22 protein-coding genes and 1 riboswitch are annotated in these 22,717 nt (G+C 62.2%); of the genes, 10 read left to right on the top strand and 12 right to left on the bottom strand.

Annotated elements, in window-relative coordinates:
• Window positions 1–43 precede the first annotated feature (43 nt).
• The 3 genes from mhuD to KTR60_RS03530 all read left to right on the top strand — a co-directional run bounded on the left by mhuD (window position 44) and on the right by KTR60_RS03530 (window position 1,566).
• Window positions 44–352 (top strand): mycobilin-forming heme oxygenase MhuD, encoded by a 309-nt coding sequence (mhuD, locus tag KTR60_RS03540; protein ID WP_007726927.1) that lies wholly within the window; start codon window positions 44–46, stop codon window positions 350–352.
• Window positions 353–440: 88 nt separating this feature from the next.
• Window positions 441–580: riboswitch (cobalamin riboswitch) on the top strand.
• A gap of 24 nt (window positions 581–604) precedes the next feature.
• On the top strand, window positions 605–799 hold the full coding sequence (locus KTR60_RS03535; protein WP_003945915.1) for a CbtB domain-containing protein: 195 nt from the start codon (window positions 605–607) through the stop codon (window positions 797–799).
• Entirely contained in the window at window positions 790–1,566 is a 777-nt protein-coding gene (locus KTR60_RS03530; RefSeq protein ID WP_007726928.1) for a CbtA family protein, read from the top strand. Before KTR60_RS03535 ends, KTR60_RS03530 begins: the two co-directional genes overlap by 10 nt.
• Before the next feature lie 59 nt (window positions 1,567–1,625).
• Here KTR60_RS03530 and KTR60_RS03525 read toward each other — a convergent pair whose 3' ends face one another.
• Both KTR60_RS03525 and KTR60_RS03520 read right to left on the bottom strand, forming a co-directional pair.
• On the bottom strand, window positions 1,626–3,461 hold the full coding sequence (locus KTR60_RS03525; protein WP_228401858.1) for a flavin-containing monooxygenase: 1,836 nt from the start codon (window positions 3,459–3,461) through the stop codon (window positions 1,626–1,628).
• Between the two features lie 140 nt (window positions 3,462–3,601).
• Window positions 3,602–4,747, bottom strand: coding sequence for a hypothetical protein (locus KTR60_RS03520; protein WP_209911258.1), 1,146 nt, complete (start codon window positions 4,745–4,747; stop codon window positions 3,602–3,604).
• Window positions 4,748–4,966: 219 nt separating this feature from the next.
• Between KTR60_RS03520 and KTR60_RS03515 the strand changes: the two genes are divergently transcribed.
• Together KTR60_RS03515 and KTR60_RS03510 are read left to right on the top strand one after the other, a co-directional pair.
• On the top strand, window positions 4,967–5,746 hold the full coding sequence (locus tag KTR60_RS03515; protein WP_081558742.1) for an acetoin reductase: 780 nt from the start codon (window positions 4,967–4,969) through the stop codon (window positions 5,744–5,746).
• A gap of 77 nt (window positions 5,747–5,823) precedes the next feature.
• On the top strand, window positions 5,824–7,092 hold the full coding sequence (locus KTR60_RS03510) for a GAF domain-containing protein (protein WP_020968367.1): 1,269 nt from the start codon (window positions 5,824–5,826) through the stop codon (window positions 7,090–7,092).
• On the opposite strand, the gene KTR60_RS03505 is transcribed toward KTR60_RS03510, so the two are convergent.
• The 3 genes from KTR60_RS03505 to KTR60_RS03495 form a co-directional block, all read right to left on the bottom strand.
• Complete coding sequence (locus tag KTR60_RS03505) at window positions 7,071–7,700, bottom strand: DsbA family oxidoreductase (RefSeq protein ID WP_228232432.1); 630 nt, start codon at window positions 7,698–7,700, stop codon at window positions 7,071–7,073. The two genes, KTR60_RS03510 and KTR60_RS03505, sit on opposite strands and share 22 nt — an antisense overlap.
• Before the next feature lie 91 nt (window positions 7,701–7,791).
• Window positions 7,792–8,445 (bottom strand): response regulator, encoded by a 654-nt coding sequence (locus tag KTR60_RS03500; protein ID WP_042451934.1) that lies wholly within the window; start codon window positions 8,443–8,445, stop codon window positions 7,792–7,794.
• 48 nt (window positions 8,446–8,493) lie between these two features.
• Complete coding sequence (locus tag KTR60_RS03495; RefSeq protein WP_042923593.1) at window positions 8,494–9,849, bottom strand: sensor histidine kinase; 1,356 nt, start codon at window positions 9,847–9,849, stop codon at window positions 8,494–8,496.
• A 24-nt stretch (window positions 9,850–9,873) separates the two neighbouring features.
• Between KTR60_RS03495 and KTR60_RS03490 the strand changes: the two genes are divergently transcribed.
• Window positions 9,874–10,389, top strand: coding sequence for a DUF4352 domain-containing protein (locus tag KTR60_RS03490; RefSeq protein ID WP_042923591.1), 516 nt, complete (start codon window positions 9,874–9,876; stop codon window positions 10,387–10,389).
• Entirely contained in the window at window positions 10,386–10,868 is a 483-nt protein-coding gene (locus KTR60_RS03485) for a hypothetical protein (protein ID WP_042923589.1), read from the top strand. The genes KTR60_RS03490 and KTR60_RS03485 overlap by 4 nt, the downstream gene beginning before the upstream one ends.
• Here KTR60_RS03485 and KTR60_RS03480 read toward each other — a convergent pair.
• Together KTR60_RS03480 and KTR60_RS03475 are read right to left on the bottom strand one after the other, a co-directional pair.
• Window positions 10,843–11,277: an OsmC family protein gene (locus KTR60_RS03480; protein WP_042923588.1), complete on the bottom strand. Its 435-nt coding sequence runs from the start codon at window positions 11,275–11,277 to the stop codon at window positions 10,843–10,845. The genes KTR60_RS03485 and KTR60_RS03480 overlap by 26 nt on opposite strands.
• 98 nt (window positions 11,278–11,375) lie before the next feature.
• On the bottom strand, window positions 11,376–12,599 hold the full coding sequence (locus KTR60_RS03475; protein ID WP_042923747.1) for a TetR/AcrR family transcriptional regulator: 1,224 nt from the start codon (window positions 12,597–12,599) through the stop codon (window positions 11,376–11,378).
• A 339-nt stretch (window positions 12,600–12,938) separates the two neighbouring features.
• On the opposite strand from KTR60_RS03475, the gene KTR60_RS03470 reads away from it, so the two are divergent.
• The 3 genes from KTR60_RS03470 (at window position 12,939) to fadD5 (ending at window position 16,389) form a co-directional block, all read left to right on the top strand.
• Window positions 12,939–13,928, top strand: coding sequence for an NAD(P)H-dependent flavin oxidoreductase (locus KTR60_RS03470; RefSeq protein ID WP_228401857.1), 990 nt, complete (start codon window positions 12,939–12,941; stop codon window positions 13,926–13,928).
• Window positions 13,925–14,704 (top strand): enoyl-CoA hydratase, encoded by a 780-nt coding sequence (locus KTR60_RS03465; RefSeq protein WP_162113924.1) that lies wholly within the window; start codon window positions 13,925–13,927, stop codon window positions 14,702–14,704. The genes KTR60_RS03470 and KTR60_RS03465 overlap by 4 nt, the downstream gene beginning before the upstream one ends.
• 95 nt (window positions 14,705–14,799) lie before the next feature.
• Window positions 14,800–16,389: a fatty-acid--CoA ligase FadD5 gene (gene fadD5 / locus KTR60_RS03460; RefSeq protein ID WP_003945871.1), complete on the top strand. Its 1,590-nt coding sequence runs from the start codon at window positions 14,800–14,802 to the stop codon at window positions 16,387–16,389.
• 57 nt (window positions 16,390–16,446) lie between these two features.
• Here the strand turns inward: fadD5 and KTR60_RS03455 are convergent, their stop codons facing one another.
• From KTR60_RS03455 to KTR60_RS03435, 5 genes are all read right to left on the bottom strand, one after another.
• Window positions 16,447–16,926, bottom strand: coding sequence for a nucleoside deaminase (locus KTR60_RS03455; RefSeq protein ID WP_007726965.1), 480 nt, complete (start codon window positions 16,924–16,926; stop codon window positions 16,447–16,449).
• Window positions 16,927–17,003: 77 nt separating this feature from the next.
• Window positions 17,004–19,547 carry an ATP-dependent Clp protease ATP-binding subunit gene (locus KTR60_RS03450; RefSeq protein ID WP_003945604.1) on the bottom strand — a complete coding sequence of 848 codons (2,544 nt, stop codon included), beginning with the start codon at window positions 19,545–19,547 and terminating at the stop codon, window positions 17,004–17,006.
• 297 nt (window positions 19,548–19,844) lie between these two features.
• Window positions 19,845–20,735, bottom strand: coding sequence for an esterase/lipase family protein (locus KTR60_RS03445; protein WP_371698843.1), 891 nt, complete (start codon window positions 20,733–20,735; stop codon window positions 19,845–19,847).
• A 5-nt stretch (window positions 20,736–20,740) separates the two neighbouring features.
• On the bottom strand, window positions 20,741–21,682 hold the full coding sequence (locus KTR60_RS03440) for an esterase/lipase family protein (protein WP_416309255.1): 942 nt from the start codon (window positions 21,680–21,682) through the stop codon (window positions 20,741–20,743).
• 105 nt (window positions 21,683–21,787) lie between these two features.
• Window positions 21,788–22,126, bottom strand: a complete 339-nt coding sequence (locus tag KTR60_RS03435) for an Lsr2 family protein (protein ID WP_323374290.1) — start codon at window positions 22,124–22,126, stop codon at window positions 21,788–21,790.
• Window positions 22,127–22,717 lie beyond the last annotated feature (591 nt).

Genomic DNA, 22,717 nt, shown 5'->3' with positions numbered 1-22,717 from the left:
GTGTCACGGTACGCGGTGAAGGTGCGCGGGTAATGTCGCTTGCATGGCAGTCGTGAAGATCAATGCAATCGAGGTCCCCGAGGGCGCCGGCCCCGAACTGGAGAAGCGCTTCGCAGCACGCGCTCACGCAGTCGAGAACTCCCCGGGCTTTCTCGGATTCCAACTCCTCCGCCCCACCGCCGGTGAGAGCCGCTACTTCGTGGTGACCCAATGGGAGTCCGAGCAGGCGTTCGCCGATTGGCGTGACGGCCCCGCCCGTGAAGCCCATTCCGGCGAGCGCGCGAAGCCCGTCGCTTCGGGTGCGTCGTTGCTCGAATTCGAAGTTGTCCTGGACGTCGCCGCAAAGAGCTGATCTCGAGCGATTGTGCCTGCCTTGGCGGGCACAATCGACGGTCATCTCGGCTTCACGCGTTGACACGGTGCGGGCTGTAGTGCAAAAGTTCGCATGTAAACGCGATGGTCCGACAGGAATCCGGTGAAAGCCCGGAGCGGTCGCGCCACTGTAATTCGAGGTGAAGTGCCTTTTTCGGCACGACTATTTCGACAGCCAGACACTTCGGCCATCGCATGGACCTAGGGGACGCGAAAATCCCAGGAGGCTTCGATGGCTCTCGCCTATTCTCCCGATACGTCGATCGATTCGACTCGTCTTGCTTTCCTCGCCGCTGCAGTAGTTCTGTTCGCGATGCTGGCTCTCTACCTGGTCGGATTCGACCAGGGCGCTATCTCTCGCACCGGCATGTACATGCATGAATTGATGCACGACGGTCGACACTTGATGGGCCTGCCGTGCCACTAGTCGACAATTTCACGAAGCTTCTCATTCGTGGTTTGTTGGCTGGTCTGATCGCAGGCATCCTTGCCGGCGGAGTTGCATTCGTGCTGGGTGAACCGCACGTCAACGCTGCCATTGCGATCGAAGAAGCCAACAGCGCCACCGGTGAGGTTTCCGGCGAAGCCGCTGGGCATTCGCACGGTGACGAAGAAGAACCACTGGTGAGTCGCGACGGGCAGCGCGCCGGGCTGTTCCTGGCCACAGCGCTTGCCGGACTGGCACTCGGGGCGATCTTCTCGGTCGTTGCCAATTACGCTCGACGACTCACCGGAATGTCCGGGCCGTTGTTGGCGATCACCATCGCCGTCGGTGGTTGGCTGGCTATCGAGGCCGTCCCCTTTTTCAAGTACCCGGCCAATCCGCCGGCCGTCGGAGATCCCGACACCATCAACCAGCGCACACTGCTGTGGCTGGCCGCCGTGATTCTCGGGCTGCTGTCCGTCACCGCGGCAGCAGCGGCGGCAAAGGCAGTTTCCGGGCACGAGTTCCTCAGCGTGCGCATCGCTGCTCCGGTGGCTGCGTTCCTGGTGATCGTCGCGATCGGTTACGTCTCGCTTCCCGGCATCAACGAGGTGGGCGAGGACTTCCCGGCAACTCTGCTGTGGGAGTTCCGACTTTCCTCGCTCGCTACGCAGGCGACGCTCTGGCTCGTACTCGGGTTGGCATTCGCCTTCCTCACCGAGCGCGCGACCAAGAACACCGAAGTAGCAAAAAAGTACGCCCTTCGCTGAACCTGCTGTGCGCCTTTATTAACCTCCCGCGGTTAATAAAGGCGCACAGCAGTTCTTTTTCAGCTCAGATGATGCACTTCTTGCAGTCCGTACACCGGCGTCGGGATGCCCTCGTAACGCGCCTTCAATTGCAACGCCAAGTACAGCGAGTAGTGGCGCGACTGGTGCAGATTGCCTCCGTGGAACCACAGCGCTTCCTGCTGCGTCGGCTTCCACATGTTGCGCTGCTCGCCTTCCCACGGTCCCGGATCCTTGGTGGTGTTCGACCCCAGGCCCCACACCTTGCCGACCTTGTCGGCGGTGTCCTGACCGATCAGATCCGCCACCCAGCCGTTCATCGAGCCGTAGCCGGTCGCGTAGACCACCACGTCGGCAGGCAATTCCGTACCGTCTTCGAGAATCACGCTGTTCTCGGTCAGCTCACGAACATTGCCGTGCGCGAGCTTGATGTCTCCATTGGCAACCAGTTCGGCAGCGCCGACATCGATGTAGTAGCCCGAGCCACGGCGTAGGTACTTCATGAACAGGCCCGAACCGTCGTCGCCCCAGTCGTGCTCGAAGCCCGCCTTCTCGAGGCGATCGTAGAAATCCTTGTCGCGCTCACGGATTGCGTCGTACACCGGGATCTGGAACTCGTGCATGATCCGGTACGGCAGCGAACCGAACGTGAGGTCCGCCTTGTGTGTCGTCATGCCGGCGGCCAGTGCTCGCTCCGAGTACAGATCGCCCAAGCCCAAATCCATCAGCGAATCCGACTTCACGATGTGCGTCGAGCTGCGCTGCACCATCGTGACGTCGATACCGTTCTCCCACAGTGCGCCGCAGATGTCGTGCGAGGAGTTGTTGGCCCCGATCACGACGACCTTCTTGCCCACGTACTGATCCGGGCCGGGGTGCTTGCTCGAGTGGTGCTGATCGCCGAGGAACTTGTCCTGCCCGGGGAACGTCGGAACGTTGGCCTTGCCGGACATACCCGTCGCCATCACCAACTGCTTGGGACGCAACGTCAGCTTCTCGCCGTTGCGGTTGACCTCGACGTTCCATTCCTGGGTCTTCTCGTCGAACGACGCAGAGGTGCAGGTCGTGGAACTCCAGTACGGAACCTCCATGACCTTGGTGTACATCTCGAGCCAGTCGCCGATCTTGTCCTTGGGCGCGAACACCGGCCAGTTGTCGGGGAACGGCATGTAGGGCAGGTGGTCGTACCAAACCGGATCGTGCAGGCACAGGGACTTGTAGCGTCCGCGCCACTGATCGCCGGGTCGCTCGTGGCTGTCGATCACGATGGCCGGTACTCCGAGCTGACGCATCCGGGCGCCGAGCGCGATGCCGCCCTGGCCGCCGCCGACGATCACGACGTAAGGCTGTGTGGTGTAACCGAGTTCGCGGTCTTCGATCTCCTTCTGCTCGGCCCACGTGATGCGGTTCGGGTCTGCCCCATGCTTGGCGCCGCGCGGACGACGAGTGCCCTTACCTTCTTCGTACCCCTTCAACTCCTGCAGCGACGTCAGCAGGGTCCAACCTTCATCTCCCTTCAAACGAAGGTGTCCGTGCGCGCGACCGGTTGCAGTCTCGAACTCGATCCAGGCTGACGTGACGCCGTCGGCTTCGTCGGGTGTCTCGGTGGTCCGGAATCCCGAAGGATCGGTGTCGTCGAGACGCTCGGAGAGCATGTCGGCAATCTGCTCGCGACCTTCGACGGTCTTGATGTTCCAGGTGAACGACACCAAGTCGCGCCAGAAGCTGTCGAGTGCAAATTTGCCTGCCACACGCTCGATGTCACGAGCCGCGAGGGCCGACTCGAAATCCGCCAGCCAGGCGTCGACGCGCTCCTGAGGTGTCACCGCCGTCAACTTCACCTCGGGGGTGACTGCGGAATCGATGGTTTGCGTCATCACTTCTCCTTGTTTGTGAATGTGACACACAGCACATCCCATAAGTGGCCCCGGTCACAAGCGTTGCAGTCTGTTGCAATCAGTGGACGCGGTGCCGGCGTCCGACACCGGTTGCCCGCACCGATGTGCGGGCAACCGACTCACCCCTCAGCAGGCTTGAATTTGCCGAGTCCCAGCGACTGAAATCCCACGACGTAGAACAACGTCCACAACACGGCCCAATCCACGAAACCCAGTGCATTGCCGTGTAATCCGTCGACAACTGCCGGCTCGTGAAGAATGTGCTCTGCTGCAAAGCGGTAATAGAACAAGAATGTGACCACCGCGAGCACAAACGTGAGCAGCGCGCGGATCGCCAGGTTGACCCCGTCCGCAAAGCCCGTGGGTTTGTTACCGAAGGCGTTGGCCCAGAAGATCATCCAGAAGGCCCAGCACACACCGAGCTGCGCCGGGAACTGATGGACCACACCACCCAACTCGGCAACGGCATCGCTTCCCACCAACACCTTCACGACCGGAAGTGCCACGAAGTACAAGCCGGTTCCGACGGCGAAGTTACCGATCGTGGCTGCGAGCGCCGTCTTACCGCCGCCGCCGAACAGTCGCCACGGCCAGTTGTCGAGCGTCTGGCCAGTCAGGATCACGACCACCACGACGCAGTAGAACCACCCGAGTACGGTGTCGACGGTCATCAACGGATCCGTGGCGGACAGCGACACGGACGGCAGACCGAACACGAAGTACAGCGCCAGCGTCGGAACGGCGACAAACGCGATCTCACACAAACCCACCAACGGCTGCTTCATCCCTAGGGAAGTCCACGGCCAATGCTGCCAGTTCAGGACCACCATCACCCAGGTCCCGAAGCCGAAGAGCACGAACAGCGCACCCGCGAAATATCCGAGGCCGCCCTCACGATCGGCCGCGAAATCCGGGTACAAACTCCCCAAGCCGTTTGCCAGGAGCCACGTCACCACGACGGCGAAGACCGCGGTCGCGACCATGATCGCCAGGCCTTTCGCCGGCTGCGGGAGTCGGTCGAAGCCGGCGAACTCGCAATTGAAGCCGATGAACACAACAAAAAGGATTGCCCAGAAAAGCGCCGCGTTGAACGGCAGAGGATAGAAACTCCAGGGACTGGTGGTCGGATCGGCCAGAAGGTACCAACTCGCCACGGCCAGCACGAGAACGATCACGAGGTTCGCGATCCCGAACCCGATCCAGCGGCGTGACGGTTGTCGGCTCGGCGTGGCCGGTTCCGTGGGTGTGTCGACTGTAGCGGTCATGTGCCCTCTCCCAGATTGTCTCGCAAGATGATTCGCGAAGTGGTGGCGCAACTATGGAACCGTCGCGCGGGGTACCGGGAGGGTTGCCGAGGGTTGCAACTGCTGTCCGATTTTCCGGAATTGCAACACGGTGCAACCCTTCCGCATTGTGGTCGCCGTCACATACAAATCACTCACCGGTTCACAACCGACTGGTTCACTGCTTACGAGGAGATCTGCATGAGCATCACGGGCAAGGTAGTACTGGTCACCGGCGCCGGCCAAGGCATCGGACGCGGAATCGCTCTCCGCCTCGCCCACGACGGCGCCGACATCGCGTTAGTCGACCTCGACCAGACCAAGCTGGATGCGGTTGCCGACGAGATCAGACGGATCGGCCGTCGTGCAACGACGTTTGTCGCCGACGTCAGCGATCGAGCGCAGGTCAACGCAGCCGTCGAACATGCACACCAGGAATTGGGCGGATTCGACGTCATCGTCAACAACGCGGGAATCGCTCTCGTCGGCCCGATCTCCGACGCGACGCCGGAAGAGGTCTCCAAGATCTGGAGCGTCAACGTCGACGGCGTCCTGTGGGGAATTCAAGCTGCAGCAGCAAAGTTCCAAGCTCTGGGTCAGCGCGGAAAGATCATCAACGCGTCATCCATCGCCGGTCACGACGGGTTCGCCATGTTAGGTGTTTACAGCGCAACAAAATTCGCGGTCAGGGCCCTCACTCAGGCTGCGGCCAAGGAATACGCGTCCGACGGAATCACCGTCAACGCGTACTGCCCCGGCGTCGTGGGCACCGACATGTGGGTGACGATCGACAAGAGGTTCGCCGAGTTGACCGGTGCGCCAGAGGGCGCCACCTACGAGAAGTTCGTCGGCGGAATTGCGCTGGGTCGAGCTGAAACCCCCGACGATGTCGCCGGTTTCGTCTCGTACCTTGCCGGGCCCGATTCCGACTACATGACCGGTCAGGCCGGTCTCATCGACGGCGGCCTCGTCTACCGCTGACCGCGGTGTCTTCACTGAAAGCGGTGTCTTCGCTGAAAACGGTATCTTCGCTGAAAAAGCGGTTGCCCGAGCCCGCGATGCCGCCCGGCGAGGATCCTCGCGACTACGCGAGGACCCTCGCCGCGGTGTACGACGCGACGATGGCCGGAGACCGCGCACCGGCCCGCCCCAGGGACGTGGTCCGCCAATCGTGGCAACGCCTGCGCGAGTTAGGTATCGACCCCGAACACAACCGGGTCGAACCGTCCATGGACGTCGCCGAACTCGATCTCCGTCGTCGTGAGTCCGGACTGTACGACGTGCTCGACGACGTGACGCGTGGACTCGAATCGGTTACCGCGAGCGGTGAGAACATCATGGTCGTCGCAGATCTTCGCGGAACTGTTCTGTGGCGCAGCGGGTCCCATCGAGTACTGGACCAAGCTGCGCGTCTGGGATTTGTCGAGGGTGCGAACTGGGCCGAGGACAGCGTCGGCACCAACGCCATCGGAACGGCATTGGTGTCACGACAGGCGGTTCAGATCTTCTCGGCGGAACACTATGCGCGCAGCCATCATCCGTGGACCTGCGCGGGGGCACCCATCCGCGATCCGCGGGACGACCGTGTCATCGGCGTCGTCGACATCAGTGGTCCCGCCAAGACCGTCCACCCCACCACACTCGCTCTGGTCGACGCCGTCGCACGCCTCGCGCAATCACACCTGCGCGACAAGCATCGGGACAATCTCGATCAATTGCGTTCTGTTGCAGGGCCGATGCTTGCTCGTAGCGGATCACCGGCATTGGTGATCGATACTCATGGCTGGGTAGCGGCGGTCGATGCGCTACCTCATCGCTCGCGCGTGCTGCTCCCCGCGGCTTTGGCTCCCGGCAGGACGTGGTTCCCCGCTTTGGGTCTGTGCGAACTGGATCCACTTCCCGGCGGGTGGGTGGTCCGGCCGATCGCCACCGGCGAGAAAATCAGTGCGCCCACGGTGCATATCGATCTGCGCGATTCCGAGAACATGTCGGTGACCGTCACGTCGGGGTTGGGCGAATGGGCCTACTCCCCGACCCAGCGGCATGCGGAGATTCTGTTTCTCCTCGGATCCGAGAGGCGTGGACTGACCGCATCGCGGTTGGCGCAGGATCTTTTCGGTGACCCGGCCCGCACGGTGACCGCGCGGGCCGAGATGTCGCGTCTGCGCAAGAACCTTGCCGGAGTTGTTGCAGCGCAGCCGTACCGGTTCGTCGATGCAGCGCACGTCACGCTTTCCTGCCCCGACGACGGTGCACATCTGTTGCCGTTCTCGAACGCCCCGGCAGTTCGTGCCGCTCGCCTTACTCAGGCCGGTTCGGAGGCCTGAGTAAGCAACTGCAGAAACACCTCTTCGGGTTGAGCGCCGGATACTGCGACCGCACGGTTGGCGACGAAGAACGGAACGCCGCTGACCTGCAGTTGGCGGGCCATGGACAGATCTTCGCGAACAGCCTCGGCTGCGGCATCGGAGCCCAGTTGCTCGCGCACGACGTCGGCGTCGAGGCCGACGCTCACGGCCAGCTCGACCAGCACCTCACGGTCGTCGATCACCTTGCCGTCGCTGAAGTGCGCTTTGAACAGCGCTTCGAGGAGTTCGTTCTGCCGCTCACCCGCGAGATGCAGCAACCTGTGCGCATCAAAGGTGTTGGCGGCGATCACGGTGTCGAAGTCCAAGGTCAAGCCGACCTCGGCTGCCGTCGCGCTGACGTGGGCGAACATCTGACGTACCTGTTCAGGCGCCATCCCCTTCATCTCGACCAAGGCGTCGAGTTCGGTTCGTCCCTCTCCCACCGGGGTCTCCGGAGCGAGCTGGTACGAGCGCCAGATGACGTTGACGCGGTCCTTGTTCTCGAAACGATCCAGAGCCGAAAGGAACCTGGTCTTTCCGATGTAGCACCACGGACAAGCGACGTCAGACCACACTTCGATGGTCACGTCTTGGTCAATCACGATTTGATCAGTCACCGAAGGTGCAACAACGAACAGGGCCGGGATTAGTCCCGGCTCACGTCACGAGGTCACAGAATCACGTGACCAGACCACACCGGAACGCGATCAACGACGCACTCACCCGGTTGGGCACACCGAGCTTGGCGAACAACGAGGAGATATGCGTCTTGACGGTGGTCTCACCGAGGTACAGCCGCTCCGCGATGACGCTGTTGGCCGCGCCTGTCGCCAGGATTGTCAGCACTTCGCGCTCACGCTCGGTGAGCGAAGCGAGGGGAGTCAGGTCGGGTGCTTGCCGACGCGGCGCCGAGGCCACGATGGCACGTAGAGAATCGGAGCTGAACAACGAGTGGTCCGACGCCACCACCCGTACTGCCTGCTGGAACGCCTGTGGGGCCGCGTCCTTGCTCAGGAAACTGTGCGCGCCCGCCTCGACCGCTTGCACGACCATGTCGTCGACGTCGAAGGCGGTCATCGCGATGACCTTCGGCGGATTGCTCATGGTCATCAACTCTCGGGTGGCCTCCAAGCCACCGACCCGTGCCATCTTCAGATCCATCAGCACCACGTGCGGACGAAACCGAGTGACTTTGGCTGCGACCTGATCGCCGTCCTCGGCCTCGGCAACCACCACGATGTCCGGCGCTGCTTCCAGGATGTCCTTCATTCCGCGCCGAACCCAGGCGTCGTTGTCGACGATCAAAACTGTGATGCGCGAGTCAGCGTCCATAGTGCGCTCAGATTACCCAGAGCCCCCGACAGTCGGAGGGTGGGAGGGTTACGACGACCAGGGCACCCAGCAACTGACGAGGAAATCGTCCCCCAGCGCGCCTGCCTCCACCTTGCCGCCGATTTCTCTTGCCTGTTCGGCCAACCCGCGTAAGCCGGACCGCGAACCGATCGACGTCATGGGTGCAAGCTCGCTCAGCTTGTTGCGTGCGAGGATACGAATTCCGTCGTGCGGCGACCCGGTCACCGAAACGACGAGCATCTGGTCGCTCGCGTACTTCTGGACGTTGGTCAACGATTCCTGAACGACGCGATAACAGACGTGCCCCGCCAGCATTCCGACATCACCCGGGAGCAACTCCGATTCGAGACGGCAGTGAATGCCCGCGGCGCGTGCACCGTTGACCAGATCGCCGATCGCGTCGATCCCCTGGTGCCCGCCGTGTTCGCGGCGATCACCGCTTCCCCTGAGCACTCCGACGATTCCCTTCAATTCGTCCAAAGCCTCGTGCGCGGTGGTTCTGATCATCGCAGCGGTGTTGACGACCTTCTCGGGATTGTCTGCCGCGCTGACCTGTAACCCACCGGCGAACAACGAAATCCGGCTCAGACTGGCCGCGATCGTGTCGTGCATGTCGCGCGCGATCCGCGTTCGTTCCTCGGTGCGAATCATCTCGTCGCGCATCACGTCTGTTTTCTCGGTGGCAAGATCCCGTACGTGTTCGGCCTCGACGAGTTCGGTTCTGGTCCGAATCAGGAGCGAGAGCGCCACGACGATGCCGGCCATGACGGCTGCGACGAGCCACGGGATCCAGATGGCGACGTCGTATTGAACGACCGCCGAACCGTCCTTGGGTTTCATCGTTCCCATCGTGAGAACGGAGTACTCACGATTGCGAAAAGCGTCGTAGGTCAACGAAATTCCGCACGCGACGAAGACAGCTGCCGCAGCGGCAGCAAGCCGAGGCCCACGCGCGATTCGAGCAACGGCGAACAATGCGATGAGCGCCGCCGTCGCATCGGTGGGGAAGAACAACGGGCCGACCAGCGTGATCGCCAGAACCACCCAGGGATACTGATGGCGCCACACAAGCGATATCCCACCGGCCACGCCCAGGACGAACCCGATACCGACCAATACCGGTGGCATATTTCCCGACGCGCCTGCGATGCCCACCGTCATGAAGGAACAGAAAAGGCTGAACGCGACAGCGGCGGTAGTCCATACGCGTCGTCGCACAACGGTTCCTTTGGTGGTGATCACCGAGCAAGCGTATCCACCGCCACCGACGCCTCGAATCAGCCGAACGGGTGGACGAACCGCCAGGCTCCGACCGAAAGGATGAGGCGGACCGATCTTTCGACCGAAGCGGTGGGCAGTCCGCACATCGTTGACTTGTGCCATACCAACTCTCGAAAGGCGCACATCATGCGATCACTCCGCACTCCCCTCGCCCTCCTCGCCGTCGGCGCAGCCCTGTTCGCAACCATCGCCTCGGGCGAGACCGACGAAGCGAAGAAGGTCGACGACAACGGTTCTTCCGCCGCACCTGCGGCCGCCTTCGGAATCGGTGACGTCGTCGAACTGGGCGACTGGCGCGTCCAGGTACACGGCGTCGTCGATCCCTACGTCTCGACCAATCAGTTCATCACCGCTGATCCCGGAAACCGCTACGTCGTGGTCGACACCGAGGTCACCAACAACAGTGACAAGCCGTCGACGGTCTCGTCGATGATGTGCTTCGAACTGCAGGACTCGGCAAACAAGTCGTACAACATCACGTTCACCGACAGCAGCACGTCGAGTGTCGACGGAGAGCTCGCGCCGGGCGCTGCCAAGCGAGGCGAATTGGCGTACGAGGTCCCCGAAGCCGCCACCGGTCTGCGCCTTCAGTTCAAGTGCGATCTGTTCTCGTCCGGCTCGGCAATCATCAACCTGTCGTGAACCGTCCGGGCGATCTGCTGCTGAATCCGTGGGCACTGGTCTCGGTGGCCGTCATCTTGATCAACGACCACGTACTCAAAGGGGCATTCGGGAACACGATGACGGGCAAGCTGTCCGACGTTGCCGGTGTGTTCCTGCTTCCCCTGCTTCTGCTCTCGGTTCTCGAGGTGCTCAGGCGAAGTCTGGTGGGGCGAGCAGCGATCGCCTGGTCCATCGCGGTCACGGGGATCGGCTTCGCCGCCGTGAAGGTGATATCGCCGATCGGCGACGCATACGAGTGGGTGATCGGGTTTCTCCGCCTGACCGCAGGAGGATTCCGCGGAGATCTCTTGCCGATCCTGGTCTATCGCGATCCCTCGGACCTGTGGGTGCTCCCGATCCTGTTCGCGAGCTACCTGGTCGTCACACACCACCGCACTCGGGCGCCGGAGGGGGCGCCCGAGCGCGAGATGATCAGTCCAGGGCCGCATCCAACGTGATGTCTACGCCGGTCAGTGCCTTGCTGACCGGGCAGGTTTCCTTGGCCGCCTGGGCAACCTTGGCAAAACCGTCGGCGTCGAGGCCGTCGACCTCGGCGCGAACGGTGAGCTTGATTCCGGTGAGCTTGAATCCGACCGCGTCGGGGCCGAGTGACACGTCCGCGGTGATGTCGAGGCTCTGCGGGGTCCCGCCGGCCTCGGCGATCAGGGCCGACAACTGCATCGCGTAGCAGGACGAATGCGCCGCGGCGATGAGTTCCTCGGGGCTGGTGGTTCCGCCGGCCTCCTCAGCTGCGCGCTTGGGGAACGACACGTCGAAGGTGGCGACGCCCGAGCTGGTGAGTTCCACCTGTCCCGATCCGGCCTCGAGGGTGCCGTTCCAGGCGGTGCGTGCGGTACGAGTTGGCATTGCTGTCCCTACTTCCGTCTTCACATGATTCGGTGAACGCCTTGCGATCACGAACCTACCCGCGATACGTGAAGTCACACCTACTGTTTCGGACGGGACTACCCGAGGAGCGTCGCGGACAGCAGTTTCTCGACGCGGGCCTGCGCGGAGTTCTCCGAGGAAAAGTGCACGATTCGGCCGATGTCGAAGACCAGTCCGAGCGCCGCGTGGACGAGAAACCGCGCTTGGACGATCGACAACTCCGGACGCGCCTCGACACACAAGTGCGCCCACTCCTCGACGTTCAAACGCTGAATGTTGCGCAACTCGGTCCGTGATCGATCCGGCAAACTGCCGATCTCGGCAAAGTACACGGCCAACAGTTCGCTGGTTCCGAACGAAACCTCGACGTACATCTTCGCCAACGTCTCGACGGCCGCGAGAGGAGTCTCCGACTCAGCCAACGCCGAGCCCAACGTCATAGTCAGACGATCGGACGCACGGTGGAAGGCCGCAGCAAGAAGGTCGGCCTTGCTCGCGAAGTGCCGATACACACTCGACGCGTTGATACCCGCCGCGGCACCGATCTCCTCGATGCTCACGTCGTGGTAGCCGCGCTGATAGAACAGCAACACTGCTTCCTGAAGCAGCACTTCACGTTTCGACGTCCGTACGAGGCCTGTTTTGCGTTCGGACGCCCCTGCCCTCGCGCCGTCCTCCTCGGCAGCGGGCAATTCGACGCCGATGACGGACCAGCATGCCGCAAGAATCAGCGCTTCGATCTGCTTGGCGGACAACGCGGATCGATGACCGGTGATACTGGCGATCACACTGAGCACGGCGGGCGCGATGAGTTCTACATCCGCCGGGTCGAGTTCCGGACGAACCGCTGCCAGCGGCTCGGCGATCCGAAGATTGAGCGTGCGCATTCCCACCCGCAATTGCTCACGATCCTCGTCGACCAGATACCTGCCCTCCCATCGGTAGAGCCCTCCCCGGCGCCGATTCTCGATCGTCGCGCGGATGACACCCACCATCGTGGAGTTCAACTGCTCGCGTGGATTTTCGTTTCCGTGCACAGCTGGATCGCTGGCATCCAACAACGCCTGCGTCAGGTTGTTCACGGTGTAGACGAACAGGGCGTATTTCGTGGGGAAATGACGATAGAGGGCCGGACCGGAAATTCCGACCTTCGCTGCGATCTCGTCGATGCCCACCGCGTGGTAGCCACGTTCGCTGAATGCTTCCGCAGCAGCGGCCGCGATTTGCGCCTTCCGATTCTTCGGACGCGTCCGTGGTGCAGGGTCGCCGCCACGCACGGAGACGCGTGTCTGTCCGGGCACCTGACCCTCCACTTCCGTTGCTTTCTCTTGCACTGCCTTCGTCCGCTGCACCGCACTTCCACGGGCGCGAGTCCGAACGGATCATGTTAACCGTCGCGAAGGTCGCAATTCGCGCCCGGTACTGCTTCACCCGAAACCCTACAACGCAGTTGTAGCGGCGGACGGATTCCGGAAAAAGAGTCTTGACACCCGCTCTCTCAGCGGTGTTATGTTAGTGACGATTCGCATAACCTCGCACGTAGTCCGCTGGCGGGCTCGTTCCCTGCGGCGTGAGGTCTTCTTCGCCTGCAAGAGGGTTCGATGCCGAATGACCGACCGTAAGAAAGTAGTTGTGAGCAAATGATTCGCACTCGCTTCACCGAAATGTTCGGCGTTGACCATCCCATCGTGCAAGGGGGCATGATGTGGGTGGGACGGGCAGAACTTGTTGCGGCCACGGCAAATTCCGGCGCCCTCGGGTTCTTGACGGGCCTCACTCAACCCACACCGGAAGACCTCGTCAAGGAAATTGCTCGAACCCGCGATCTCACCGACAAGCCTTTCGGCGTCAATCTCACTATTCTGCCGTCGATCACGCCGCCGCCGTACGCCGAATACCGCCAGGCGATCATCGAATCCGGGATCAAGATCGTCGAAACCGCCGGTTCCAATCCGATCGATCATCTTCCGCATTTCAAGGACGCGGGCGTGAAGGTTATCCACAAGTGCACTGCAGTTCGACATGCGGTCAAAGCCGAGAGACTGGGCGTCGACGCCGTCAGCATCGACGGCTTCGAATGCGCCGGGCACCCAGGCGAGGACGACATACCAGGGCTCATTCTGATTCCGGCGGCCACGCAGCAACTCACGATTCCGGTGATCGCTTCAGGCGGAATCGCAGATTCACGTGGACTCGTCGCGGCGCTTGCGCTCGGAGCAGACGGCGTCAACATGGGAACTCGCTTCATGTGTACCGTGGAATCCCCTGTCGCACAATCGGTTAAAGAGCAGATTGTCGCAAACACCGAACGCGACACCAAGCTGATCTTCCGGACCCTTCACAACACCGCGCGCGTAGCCGCGAATGCGATCAGTGCCGAGGTCGTCGACATCGAAGCACGTGGCGACGCGCAGTTCAGCGACATTCAGCATCTGGTAGCCGGAGCCCGCGGACGCAAGGTCTTCGAGGACGGCGACCTCGATGCAGGCATCTGGTCCGCCGGACAGAGCCAAGGATTGATCAACGACATCCCGACCGTCGCAAACATGATCGACCGCATGGTCTCGGAGGCCGAACACCTCATCACTTCACGGCTTTCCGGATTCGTCACCGCTGTGAGCGCGGCATGACCGCCACCGCCGAGACGGGCTTTCGCTCCGAAATCACCGACGGTGTACTGCGATTGACCTTCGACCGCCCGAAGCGGATGAACGCGATCGATCTGCCCACGATGACTGCTTTCGCAGCTGCCGTCCACGACGGCGGCGCAGACCCGGCCGTTCGCACCATCGTCATCACCGGATCCGGTCGAGCGTTCTGCACCGGAGCCGACCTCGCCGCAGCGGCCGCCAACCCCGCAGACCCGAAAGTCGTCATGGATGCGGCGACTTCGCTGATTCGCGCCATCACCAGCGCCCCGGTCCCGGTGATCGCCGCGGTCAACGGTCCGGCCGCCGGCGTCGGCGTGTCCATCGCTCTAGCCGCGGACCTGACGTACGCCGCATCGAGCGCCTATTTCCTCCTCTCCTTCGTCAACATCGGCCTGATGCCCGACGGCGGCGCCAGTGCGTTGGTACCGGCAGCGATCGGACGTGCCCGAGCGGCCGAGATGGCATTGCTGGGCGAGCGAGTTTCCGCCGAGGACGCAGAGCGGTTCGGGCTCGTGTCCCGCACCGTCGCCGACGACGCGTTCGACGCACTCGTCGACTCCGTCGTCGATCGCACGTCGAAGGCTCCCCGACGCGCCCTCGAACTCACCAAGCGCGCGCTCAATGCGGCGACACTGGACCGCCTCGATGCTGCGCTGGAGCTCGAAAATACCGGCCAGGCAGAACTTCTCACTGGCGAGGACTTCAAAGAAGGCGCGATGGCGATGCTGCAGAAACGCGCGCCCCACTTCAAGTAATCACTGCGAATTTTCGTTAACAAAACCACTGTACGAATCGACGGCTCACTGTAGCCTGAGTCACACAATCACCCACGCATGAGAGGAACCCATCGATGGCCTCCACCGATGCAGTCTCCGAGGCGCAGCGTTCACGCCGCACCAACTGGAACAATCAGATCGCCAGGCATGCGCAGATGATTCCCGATCGCACCGCACTGCGATTCCTCGGCGATTCCATCACCTGGAGCACCCTCGACGCACGCGTCGAGAAGCTGGCGGACGCTCTTGCCCGACGCGGCGTCAGCTTCGGCGACCGCGTGCTCATCCTGATGCTCAACCGCCCCGAATACCTCGAGGTCGTGCTCGCGACCAACGCACTGGGCGCCATCGCTGTTCCGGTGAACTTCCGTCTGACACCACCCGAGGTCGCTTATCTGGTAAACGACTCCGGCTCCAAAGTCATTGTCGCCGAAGGACCGTTGGCTCCGTTGGCCGGAGCTGCGCGAGCCGCGTCCGAGGGTATCGACATCTCCATCACCGTAGGCGCCCCCGCCGAGGGTGACAGCCTGAATTACGAGGACTTGATCAGCGAAGAGGGCGAGTCGCACGCGTTCGTCGACATCCCGGACGACACTCCTGCACTCATCATGTACACCTCAGGAACCACCGGTCGCCCCAAGGGCTCGGTGCTCTCCCACTCCAACCTGTCTTCGCAAGCATTGACCTGTATCAGGGCCTTCCACCTGTTCAATGCCGATTCCATCGGCTTCTGCGCGTCGCCCATGTTCCACATCGCAGCCCTCGGTTCCATAGCGCCGAGCCTGCAACTCGGCACGACCACGGTGATCCATCCGGTCGGCGCATTCGACCCGGGTCAACTACTCGACATCCTGGAAGCCGAGAAGGTCACCAGCTTGTTCCTCGTGCCCGTGCAATGGCAGGCCGTGTGCGCCGTACAGAAGGCGCAACCGCGAGCACTGTCGCTGAAGAACATCTCGTGGGGCGCCGCACCGTCGTCCGACACGATCCTGCGGGCAATGGCCGAAACCTTCCCGGACGCATTCAATGTCGCGGTCTTCGGTCAGACCGAGATGTCGCCCATCACTTGCGTTCTCGACGGCGAGGATGCGATTCGTAAGCTCGGATCCGTCGGTCGGGTCATCCCGACCATCTCGGCCAGGGTCGTCGACGAGAACATGGACGACGTGGCGCCCGGTGAAATCGGTGAAATCGTCTACCGCGGGCCCACGATGATGAGCGAATACTGGAACAACCCCACCGCCACCGCTGACGCCTTCCACGGTGGATGGTTCCACTCCGGCGATCTCGTTCGAGTCGACGACGAAGGCTTCGTCTACGTCGTGGATCGCAAGAAGGACATGATCATCTCCGGCGGAGAGAACATCTACTGCGCGGAGGTGGAAAACGTCCTCTACGAACACGAATTGATCGTCGAAGCGGCCGTCGTCGGCCGCCCCGACGCCAAGTGGGGCGAGGTGCCCGTAGCGATCGTCGCGATGGCGCCAGGTTCAGCCGTGGACCTGACCATCGAGGAGCTGAGCAGCTTCCTCAACGATCGTCTCGCGCGCTACAAGCACCCGAAGGACATCGTCGTCGTGGAAGCACTGCCGCGCAATGCAAGCGGCAAGGTCGTCAAGGGTGAACTGCGAGAGAAGGTTCGAGCGGTCGACGCAGTTTCCTGACTTCACACGCAAACGGGCGGCACCTCCAGCGAGGTGCCGCCCGTTTGTGTGTGCCCGTCAAGCACTCGGCGAATGCAACTTCCGATGCAGTTCTCGCACCAGCGGAACCAACTCCGGCACCGGGCCTTCGACCGGGACGTTCGGCGCAACCTCGTTGACGGACAGAGACTTCACCGGCGCCGGGGACACACCCCACTCCGCGAGCCAGTCGCCGAGTTGAGCCGAAGAGCAGATGTAGACGATACGTCCGAGGCCCACCCACGCGTGCGCGGCCGAACACATCGCGCAGTGCTCTCCCGAAGTGAACACCGTTGCCGTCGAACGCTCGTCCGGCGTCAGATACTGAGCCGCCCACCGAGCCAGCTCGAACTCGGGGTGGCGAGTGTTGTCGCCGCCCGCGATCCGGTTTCGATCCTCCGCCAGAAATGTTCCGTCGGCCGCTGCCAGGACGGAACCGAAAGGTTCGTCGCCCGCATCCAATGCTTCCGTTGCCAATTCGACGCAACGACGCAGGTGACCCAGTTCGATGTCGTTCATGTGTACGCCCTCTCCCGTGATACACGAAACGGGCGGCACCGGTGAGGTGCCGCCCGTTCGTTACCTACTCTGCTGTACTACTCTGCTGCGCTTTCGCTTTCGCCGGCCTTGGTCAGCTCGATCGGCGGTGCGTCCGGCACGTCGATCGGCTTCTTGGTAGGCGTGAACGTGAACTTCGCGTCCTCGCCCGAGCCTTCGCCGTCCCAGTTCTCGACGTCGACGAGCACGATGTGGCCGGGTCCGATCTCTCCGAAGAGGATCTTCTCGGACATCTGGTCCTCGATCTCGCGCTGGATGGTGCGACGCAGCGGTCGTGCACCCAGTACCGGATCGAATCCGCGCTTGGCCAGAAGCGACTTGGCCTTGTCGGTGACCTCCATGGCCATGTCCTTGTTCTTGAGTGCCGCCTCGACGCGAGCGAGCATCAGGTCGACCATCTGAACGATCTGCTCGTTCGTGAGCTGATGGAAGACGACGATGTCGTCGATACGGTTCAAGAACTCGGGACGGAAGTGCTTCTTCAGCTCGTCGTGAACCTTGAGCTTCATGCGCTCGTAGTTCGACTCCGTGCCCGTTCCCGAGCTGAAGCCCAGGCCGACTGCCTTGGAGATGTCCGACGTACCGAGGTTGGACGTGAAGATCAGCACCGTGTTCTTGAAGTCGACGGTACGTCCCTGACCGTCGGTGAGACGGCCGTCCTCGAGCACCTGCAGGAGGGTGTTGTAGATCTCCTGGTGTGCCTTCTCGATCTCGTCGAACAGCACGACGCTGAACGGCTTGCGGCGCACCTTCTCGGTGAGCTGGCCACCCTCTTCGTACCCGACGTACCCGGGAGGGGCACCGAACAGACGCGAAGCGGTGAAGCGGTCGTGGAACTCGCCCATGTCGATCTGGATCAGAGCGTCGTCGTCGCCGAACAGGAAGTTGGCGAGCGACTTCGCGAGCTCCGTCTTACCGACACCGGACGGGCCGGCGAAGATGAACGAGCCCGAGGGACGCTTGGGATCCTTCAGACCTGCACGCGTACGACGGATCGCCTTCGAGACGGACTTGACCGCCTCTTCCTGGCCGATGATCCGCTTGTGCAGTTCCTCTTCCATGCGGAGCAGACGAGTGGTCTCCTCCTCGGTGAGCTTGAAGACGGGGATACCGGTCCAGTTGCCCAGAACCTCGGCGATCTGCTCGTCGTCGACCTCGGCAATGACGTCCAGGTCGCCCGCACGCCACTGCTTCTCACGCTCAGCGCGCTGAGCAACGAGGGTCTTCTCCTTGTCACGCAGGTTCGCAGCCTTCTCGAAGTCCTGCGCGTCGATCGCGGACTCCTTCTCGCGACGCGCGTCGGCGATGCGATCGTCGAATTCGCGCAGGTCTGGCGGTGCAGTCATCCGACGGATGCGCATTCGCGCGCCCGCCTCGTCGATGAGGTCGATCGCCTTGTCCGGCAAGAAACGGTCGTTGATGTAGCGGTCGGCCAGCGTCGCCGCTGCCACGAGAGCACCGTCCGTGATGGAGACACGGTGGTGAGCCTCGTAGCGGTCACGAAGACCCTTGAGGATCTCGATGGTGTGCTCGACGGTCGGCTCGCCCACCTGAACGGGCTGGAAACGACGCTCGAGAGCAGCATCCTTCTCGATGTACTTGCGGTACTCGTCGAGCGTGGTGGCACCGATGGTCTGCAGCTCACCGCGAGCAAGCTTGGGCTTGAGGATGGAGGCCGCGTCGATAGCGCCTTCGGCCGCGCCCGCACCCACGAGGGTGTGCAGCTCGTCGATGAACAGGATGATGTCGCCGCGGGTGTTGATCTCCTTGAGAACCTTCTTCAGGCGCTCTTCGAAGTCACCGCGGTAACGGCTGCCGGCCACGAGCGACCCGAGGTCGAGCGTGTACAGCTGCTTGTCCTTGAGGGTCTCGGGGACCTCACCGTTGACGATTGCCTGAGCCAGGCCCTCGACCACAGCGGTCTTACCGACACCGGGTTCACCGATGAGAACCGGGTTGTTCTTGGTACGACGCGAGAGAACCTGCATGACACGCTCGATTTCCTTCGAGCGGCCGATGACCGGGTCCAGCTTGCCTTCGAGGGCAGCTTGCGTCAGGTTGCGACCGAACTGGTCGAGCACGAGCGAGGTGGACGGCGTGCCGGCCTCTCCGCGGGTGCCACCGGTTTCGGTGGGCTCTTTGCCCTGGTAGCCCGACAGCAGCTGGATGACCTGCTGGCGGACGCGGTTGAGATCGGCACCGAGCTTGACCAGAACCTGGGCTGCTACGCCCTCACCCTCACGGATGAGACCGAGCAGGATGTGCTCCGTACCGATGTAGTTGTGTCCGAGCTGCAGCGCTTCGCGCAGACTCAGCTCGAGGACTTTCTTGGCGCGCGGTGTGAAGGGGATGTGACCGGACGGAGCCTGCTGGCCCTGGCCGATGATCTCCTCGACCTGGCTGCGGACTCCCTCGAGGGAGATACCCAACGACTCCAACGACTTGGCTGCAACACCTTCGCCCTCGTGAATGAGGCCGAGAAGGATGTGCTCCGTGCCGATGTAGTTGTGGTTGAGCATCCTGGCTTCTTCTTGAGCCAGGACAACAACGCGCCGCGCGCGATCGGTGAACCTCTCGAACATCGCTCTCCCTCACACTCTCCGGCGGGCAGGTTCGAGACCGGATGTCTCGTCCCTGGTCGCCGCGTTTCGCTCCGGCACTACAGACTGATCGCCTCGCCGGTCAGCGGACTGACGTCCACGAATCGACAAAGGTTGCACGACCCCACTTATTACTCTAGAGGGCGCGAAGTCCACCTGCTGCTCCTCCACCCGATTGGCGGCGGAAGCCGGACTGCTTACCGTTCACAACGTCGCAGCTGAGGGAATCGTTTCCCGGTTCCTGTACGCCTGAAGCGAACAGCGATTTTCGACGCCTGATCAGCCGAATATCGGGAGTACCCGAGCGCACGGCACCTCACGCGGATTCGACGGATCCAGCGCGTTGAGCGTCAGAGTCGCCGTTCGCTGCGACGCCACCAGCGCGATGTGATCCGACAGGTCCTGCTCGCAACCGTCCTGAACAACTATGTTCGACGCGTTCGACGCGGCCAGTATTCCGCTGCTGTACGGAACGACCACTTGATCGAACCGAGTCACGATGTTGGTGTACTCGACGTCATCGGAGTAGACGCCCGCGTCGCGCAGTTCGGTCACGAAGGTGGCGTTGTCGAAATCCGGTCCCCCGACGCCTTCCGGCGGCCCGACCTCCGAGCCGTCCCACAACGGAGCGATGGAGACGATCTTGGAAACCTTCGCGTCGCCGCCGAGGAACTTGACGTAGTACGCACTGACCGTCGTCCCCTGAGAGTGTCCGATCAGGTCGACCTTCGAGGCACCCGTCGCAGAGAGAACGTCGTCGACGAAGTCCGACAGCTGCCCTGCGCTGTCTCCGAGTGGTGCGAGACCGCCGGCCGCGGAAATCGGCCACGGCTGGTCCGTCCGATTCCCGAAGGTGAGCGCAAAAACGCAGTATCCCTCGTTGGCCAGTACGGGTGCGAGTACGCCCCAATTGGTCTGACGGTTGGCCGCCGTCCCGTGCACCAGGACGACTGGATCAGGATGAGCAGCGGAAGGCGTGCACGAGAAGTCGTTGGTGCCAGGGGCCGATCCGCCCGGGTTGGTCGCTTCGAGGGCGATTCCACTGAGGAAACCGGACGGAACGGGAAGAGGTTCGTTCGCCGACGCAAGAGACGGCGCGGACGCGGCCACGGCTCCCGCCACAGCGAGAGCGCCCACGCATGTTCGAATCCCCACCGAAGGCCTCCGCATAGTGATCAACCCACGACGGGCAATACCGAGTTGCACGGTACCGGCCGCTGATGCGCGGGGTCGAGTGCATTGAGAGCAAAAGTCGCGGCGCGCAGCGATGCCGCGATGGCGAGGTGATCGGAGATGTCTTGCTCACAACCGTCCTGGACGACGATGTTGGTGGCGTTCGGCCCAGGCTCCAGCCCATTTGTATACGGCAGCACCAGTTCGTCGTGGCGGGTCGTGATGTTCGTGTAGTGAACACCCGGCGCGTAAACGCCTCCCGCACGGAGATTTTCGATGAACTCCGAGCCTGCCCCCATGTTCAGACATGCCTTGCAGATCGGGAATCCGGCCTGCGCTGCCTCGGATACCCCGAGTTCGCGAAGGCTGCGGCCGACACTTGCCTGCTCGTTTCCGAGCGTTCCCTTCCACAGCGACGCCACCGAGACGATGTTGTCCACTTTGTCGGCACCACCGAGGAACTTCGCGTAATACCCGTTGATGATGGTGCCCTGGGAATGTCCGATCAGATCTACCGATGTAGCACCCGTGGCATCAAGAACTTGATCGACGAAATTCGACAATTGTGCTGCGCTGGAAGGAATTTCCTGCATTCCACCGATCGCCGACAACGGCCACGGTTGCTCGGGGAAGTTGCCGTACGTCAGCGCGAAGACGCAGTAGCCCTCGTTGGCGAGCAACGGCGCATAGGTGGCCCAGTTGGTCTGCCTGTTTCCACCCGTTCCGTGAACGAGCACAACCGGATTGGGATGTTCGGCAGTCGGTTTACACGAAAAGTCATTGGATCCAGGAGCTGAACCGCCAGGATTTCCCAACTCCTGAGGAACACCGGCAAGGAAGGCATTGGGCACGGGCAACGGAGCCTGAGCCGAAGCCACGGAGGTGAACCCGACGAGCATCAGAGCGGCAAGAACCACGCCCCCGAACAACCTGTTTCTCTGCACGACCGACTCCTCTACGAGAGATGCGAACCGTGCAGACGCTAACAAACTAGAACGCGTTATCAATCCGTTTCGGCAAAATGCGCCCGAATCCATTCGCGATCCATTTCAGACGGCCTTTTCGTAGGCTCGGCGCACCTCGCTGGAAATACGACCGCGGGCCGAAATCTCGAAGCCGGCACCCTTGGCCCATTCGCGGATGGCGGCACTCTGATCGCGGTCGGCAACTGGGCGAGACTTGGCCACCGATCCGTTGGCCGATTTTGCGGAATTCGACTTTCTCGCATGGGGAATCCACTTTTTCAGTGCATCGCGCAGTTCCGCGGCGTGGGCGGCGGTGAGATCGATTTCGTAAGCAACTCCGTCGACGGAAAACTCCACAGTTTCGTCCGCGGGTGATTTTTTGTCCAGATCGTCAACCATCGTGACAACAACCTTTTTCACCACGACCATTCCTCCCCAGATCCTTCGATAAGCAGCGACAATAGCACCTGGACAAACGTCCTGTCTCGGCTCGTCAGGATGATTTGGACTTCTCGCCACCGGGTATGCCGGTCGACTTGTCTTGCGACAAGGACAGTGCCGATACGCTCCTCGCGACGCATCGGGGGATGCATCCAGACGGGGGAATCATGACAGACGACGGCTCGAGAAAAGACCTATACCGAGCGCAATCTTCGCCTCCAAGAACGGCACTCTCGCCAGTATCGCTTACGGCGGACCCACGAATTTCACCATCTCCGGACGCCCTGCGATCCGGTACGCCGCAACCGTCACAAATATCCCGGCGGACAACGAATGCTATCCGCCCTCAGCACAATTCGATGTCGTCACCACACCCGGATACTCCACAGCCGAGGTCATGGTCTTCCTTGTCCAGTCGGATCAGGGACTACCTGACGCACTCAACCAGGGCACGATCGACCAAATCATCGCAACAATTCGAGAGTCCGAAACTCGGGCGACCGCGCATGGATGAATCCTTTGCCGCAGGCGAATGTCGTTGGGAACTATCGAATACCTTGGGAGCGCCTCAAC

Source organism: Rhodococcus sp. C1 (assembly GCF_020809065.1).
Classification (GTDB): domain Bacteria; phylum Actinomycetota; class Actinomycetes; order Mycobacteriales; family Mycobacteriaceae; genus Rhodococcus_F; species Rhodococcus_F qingshengii.
Note: the sequence above shows the minus strand (reverse complement) of the source record. Positions and strands in the feature narration are given on the sequence as shown.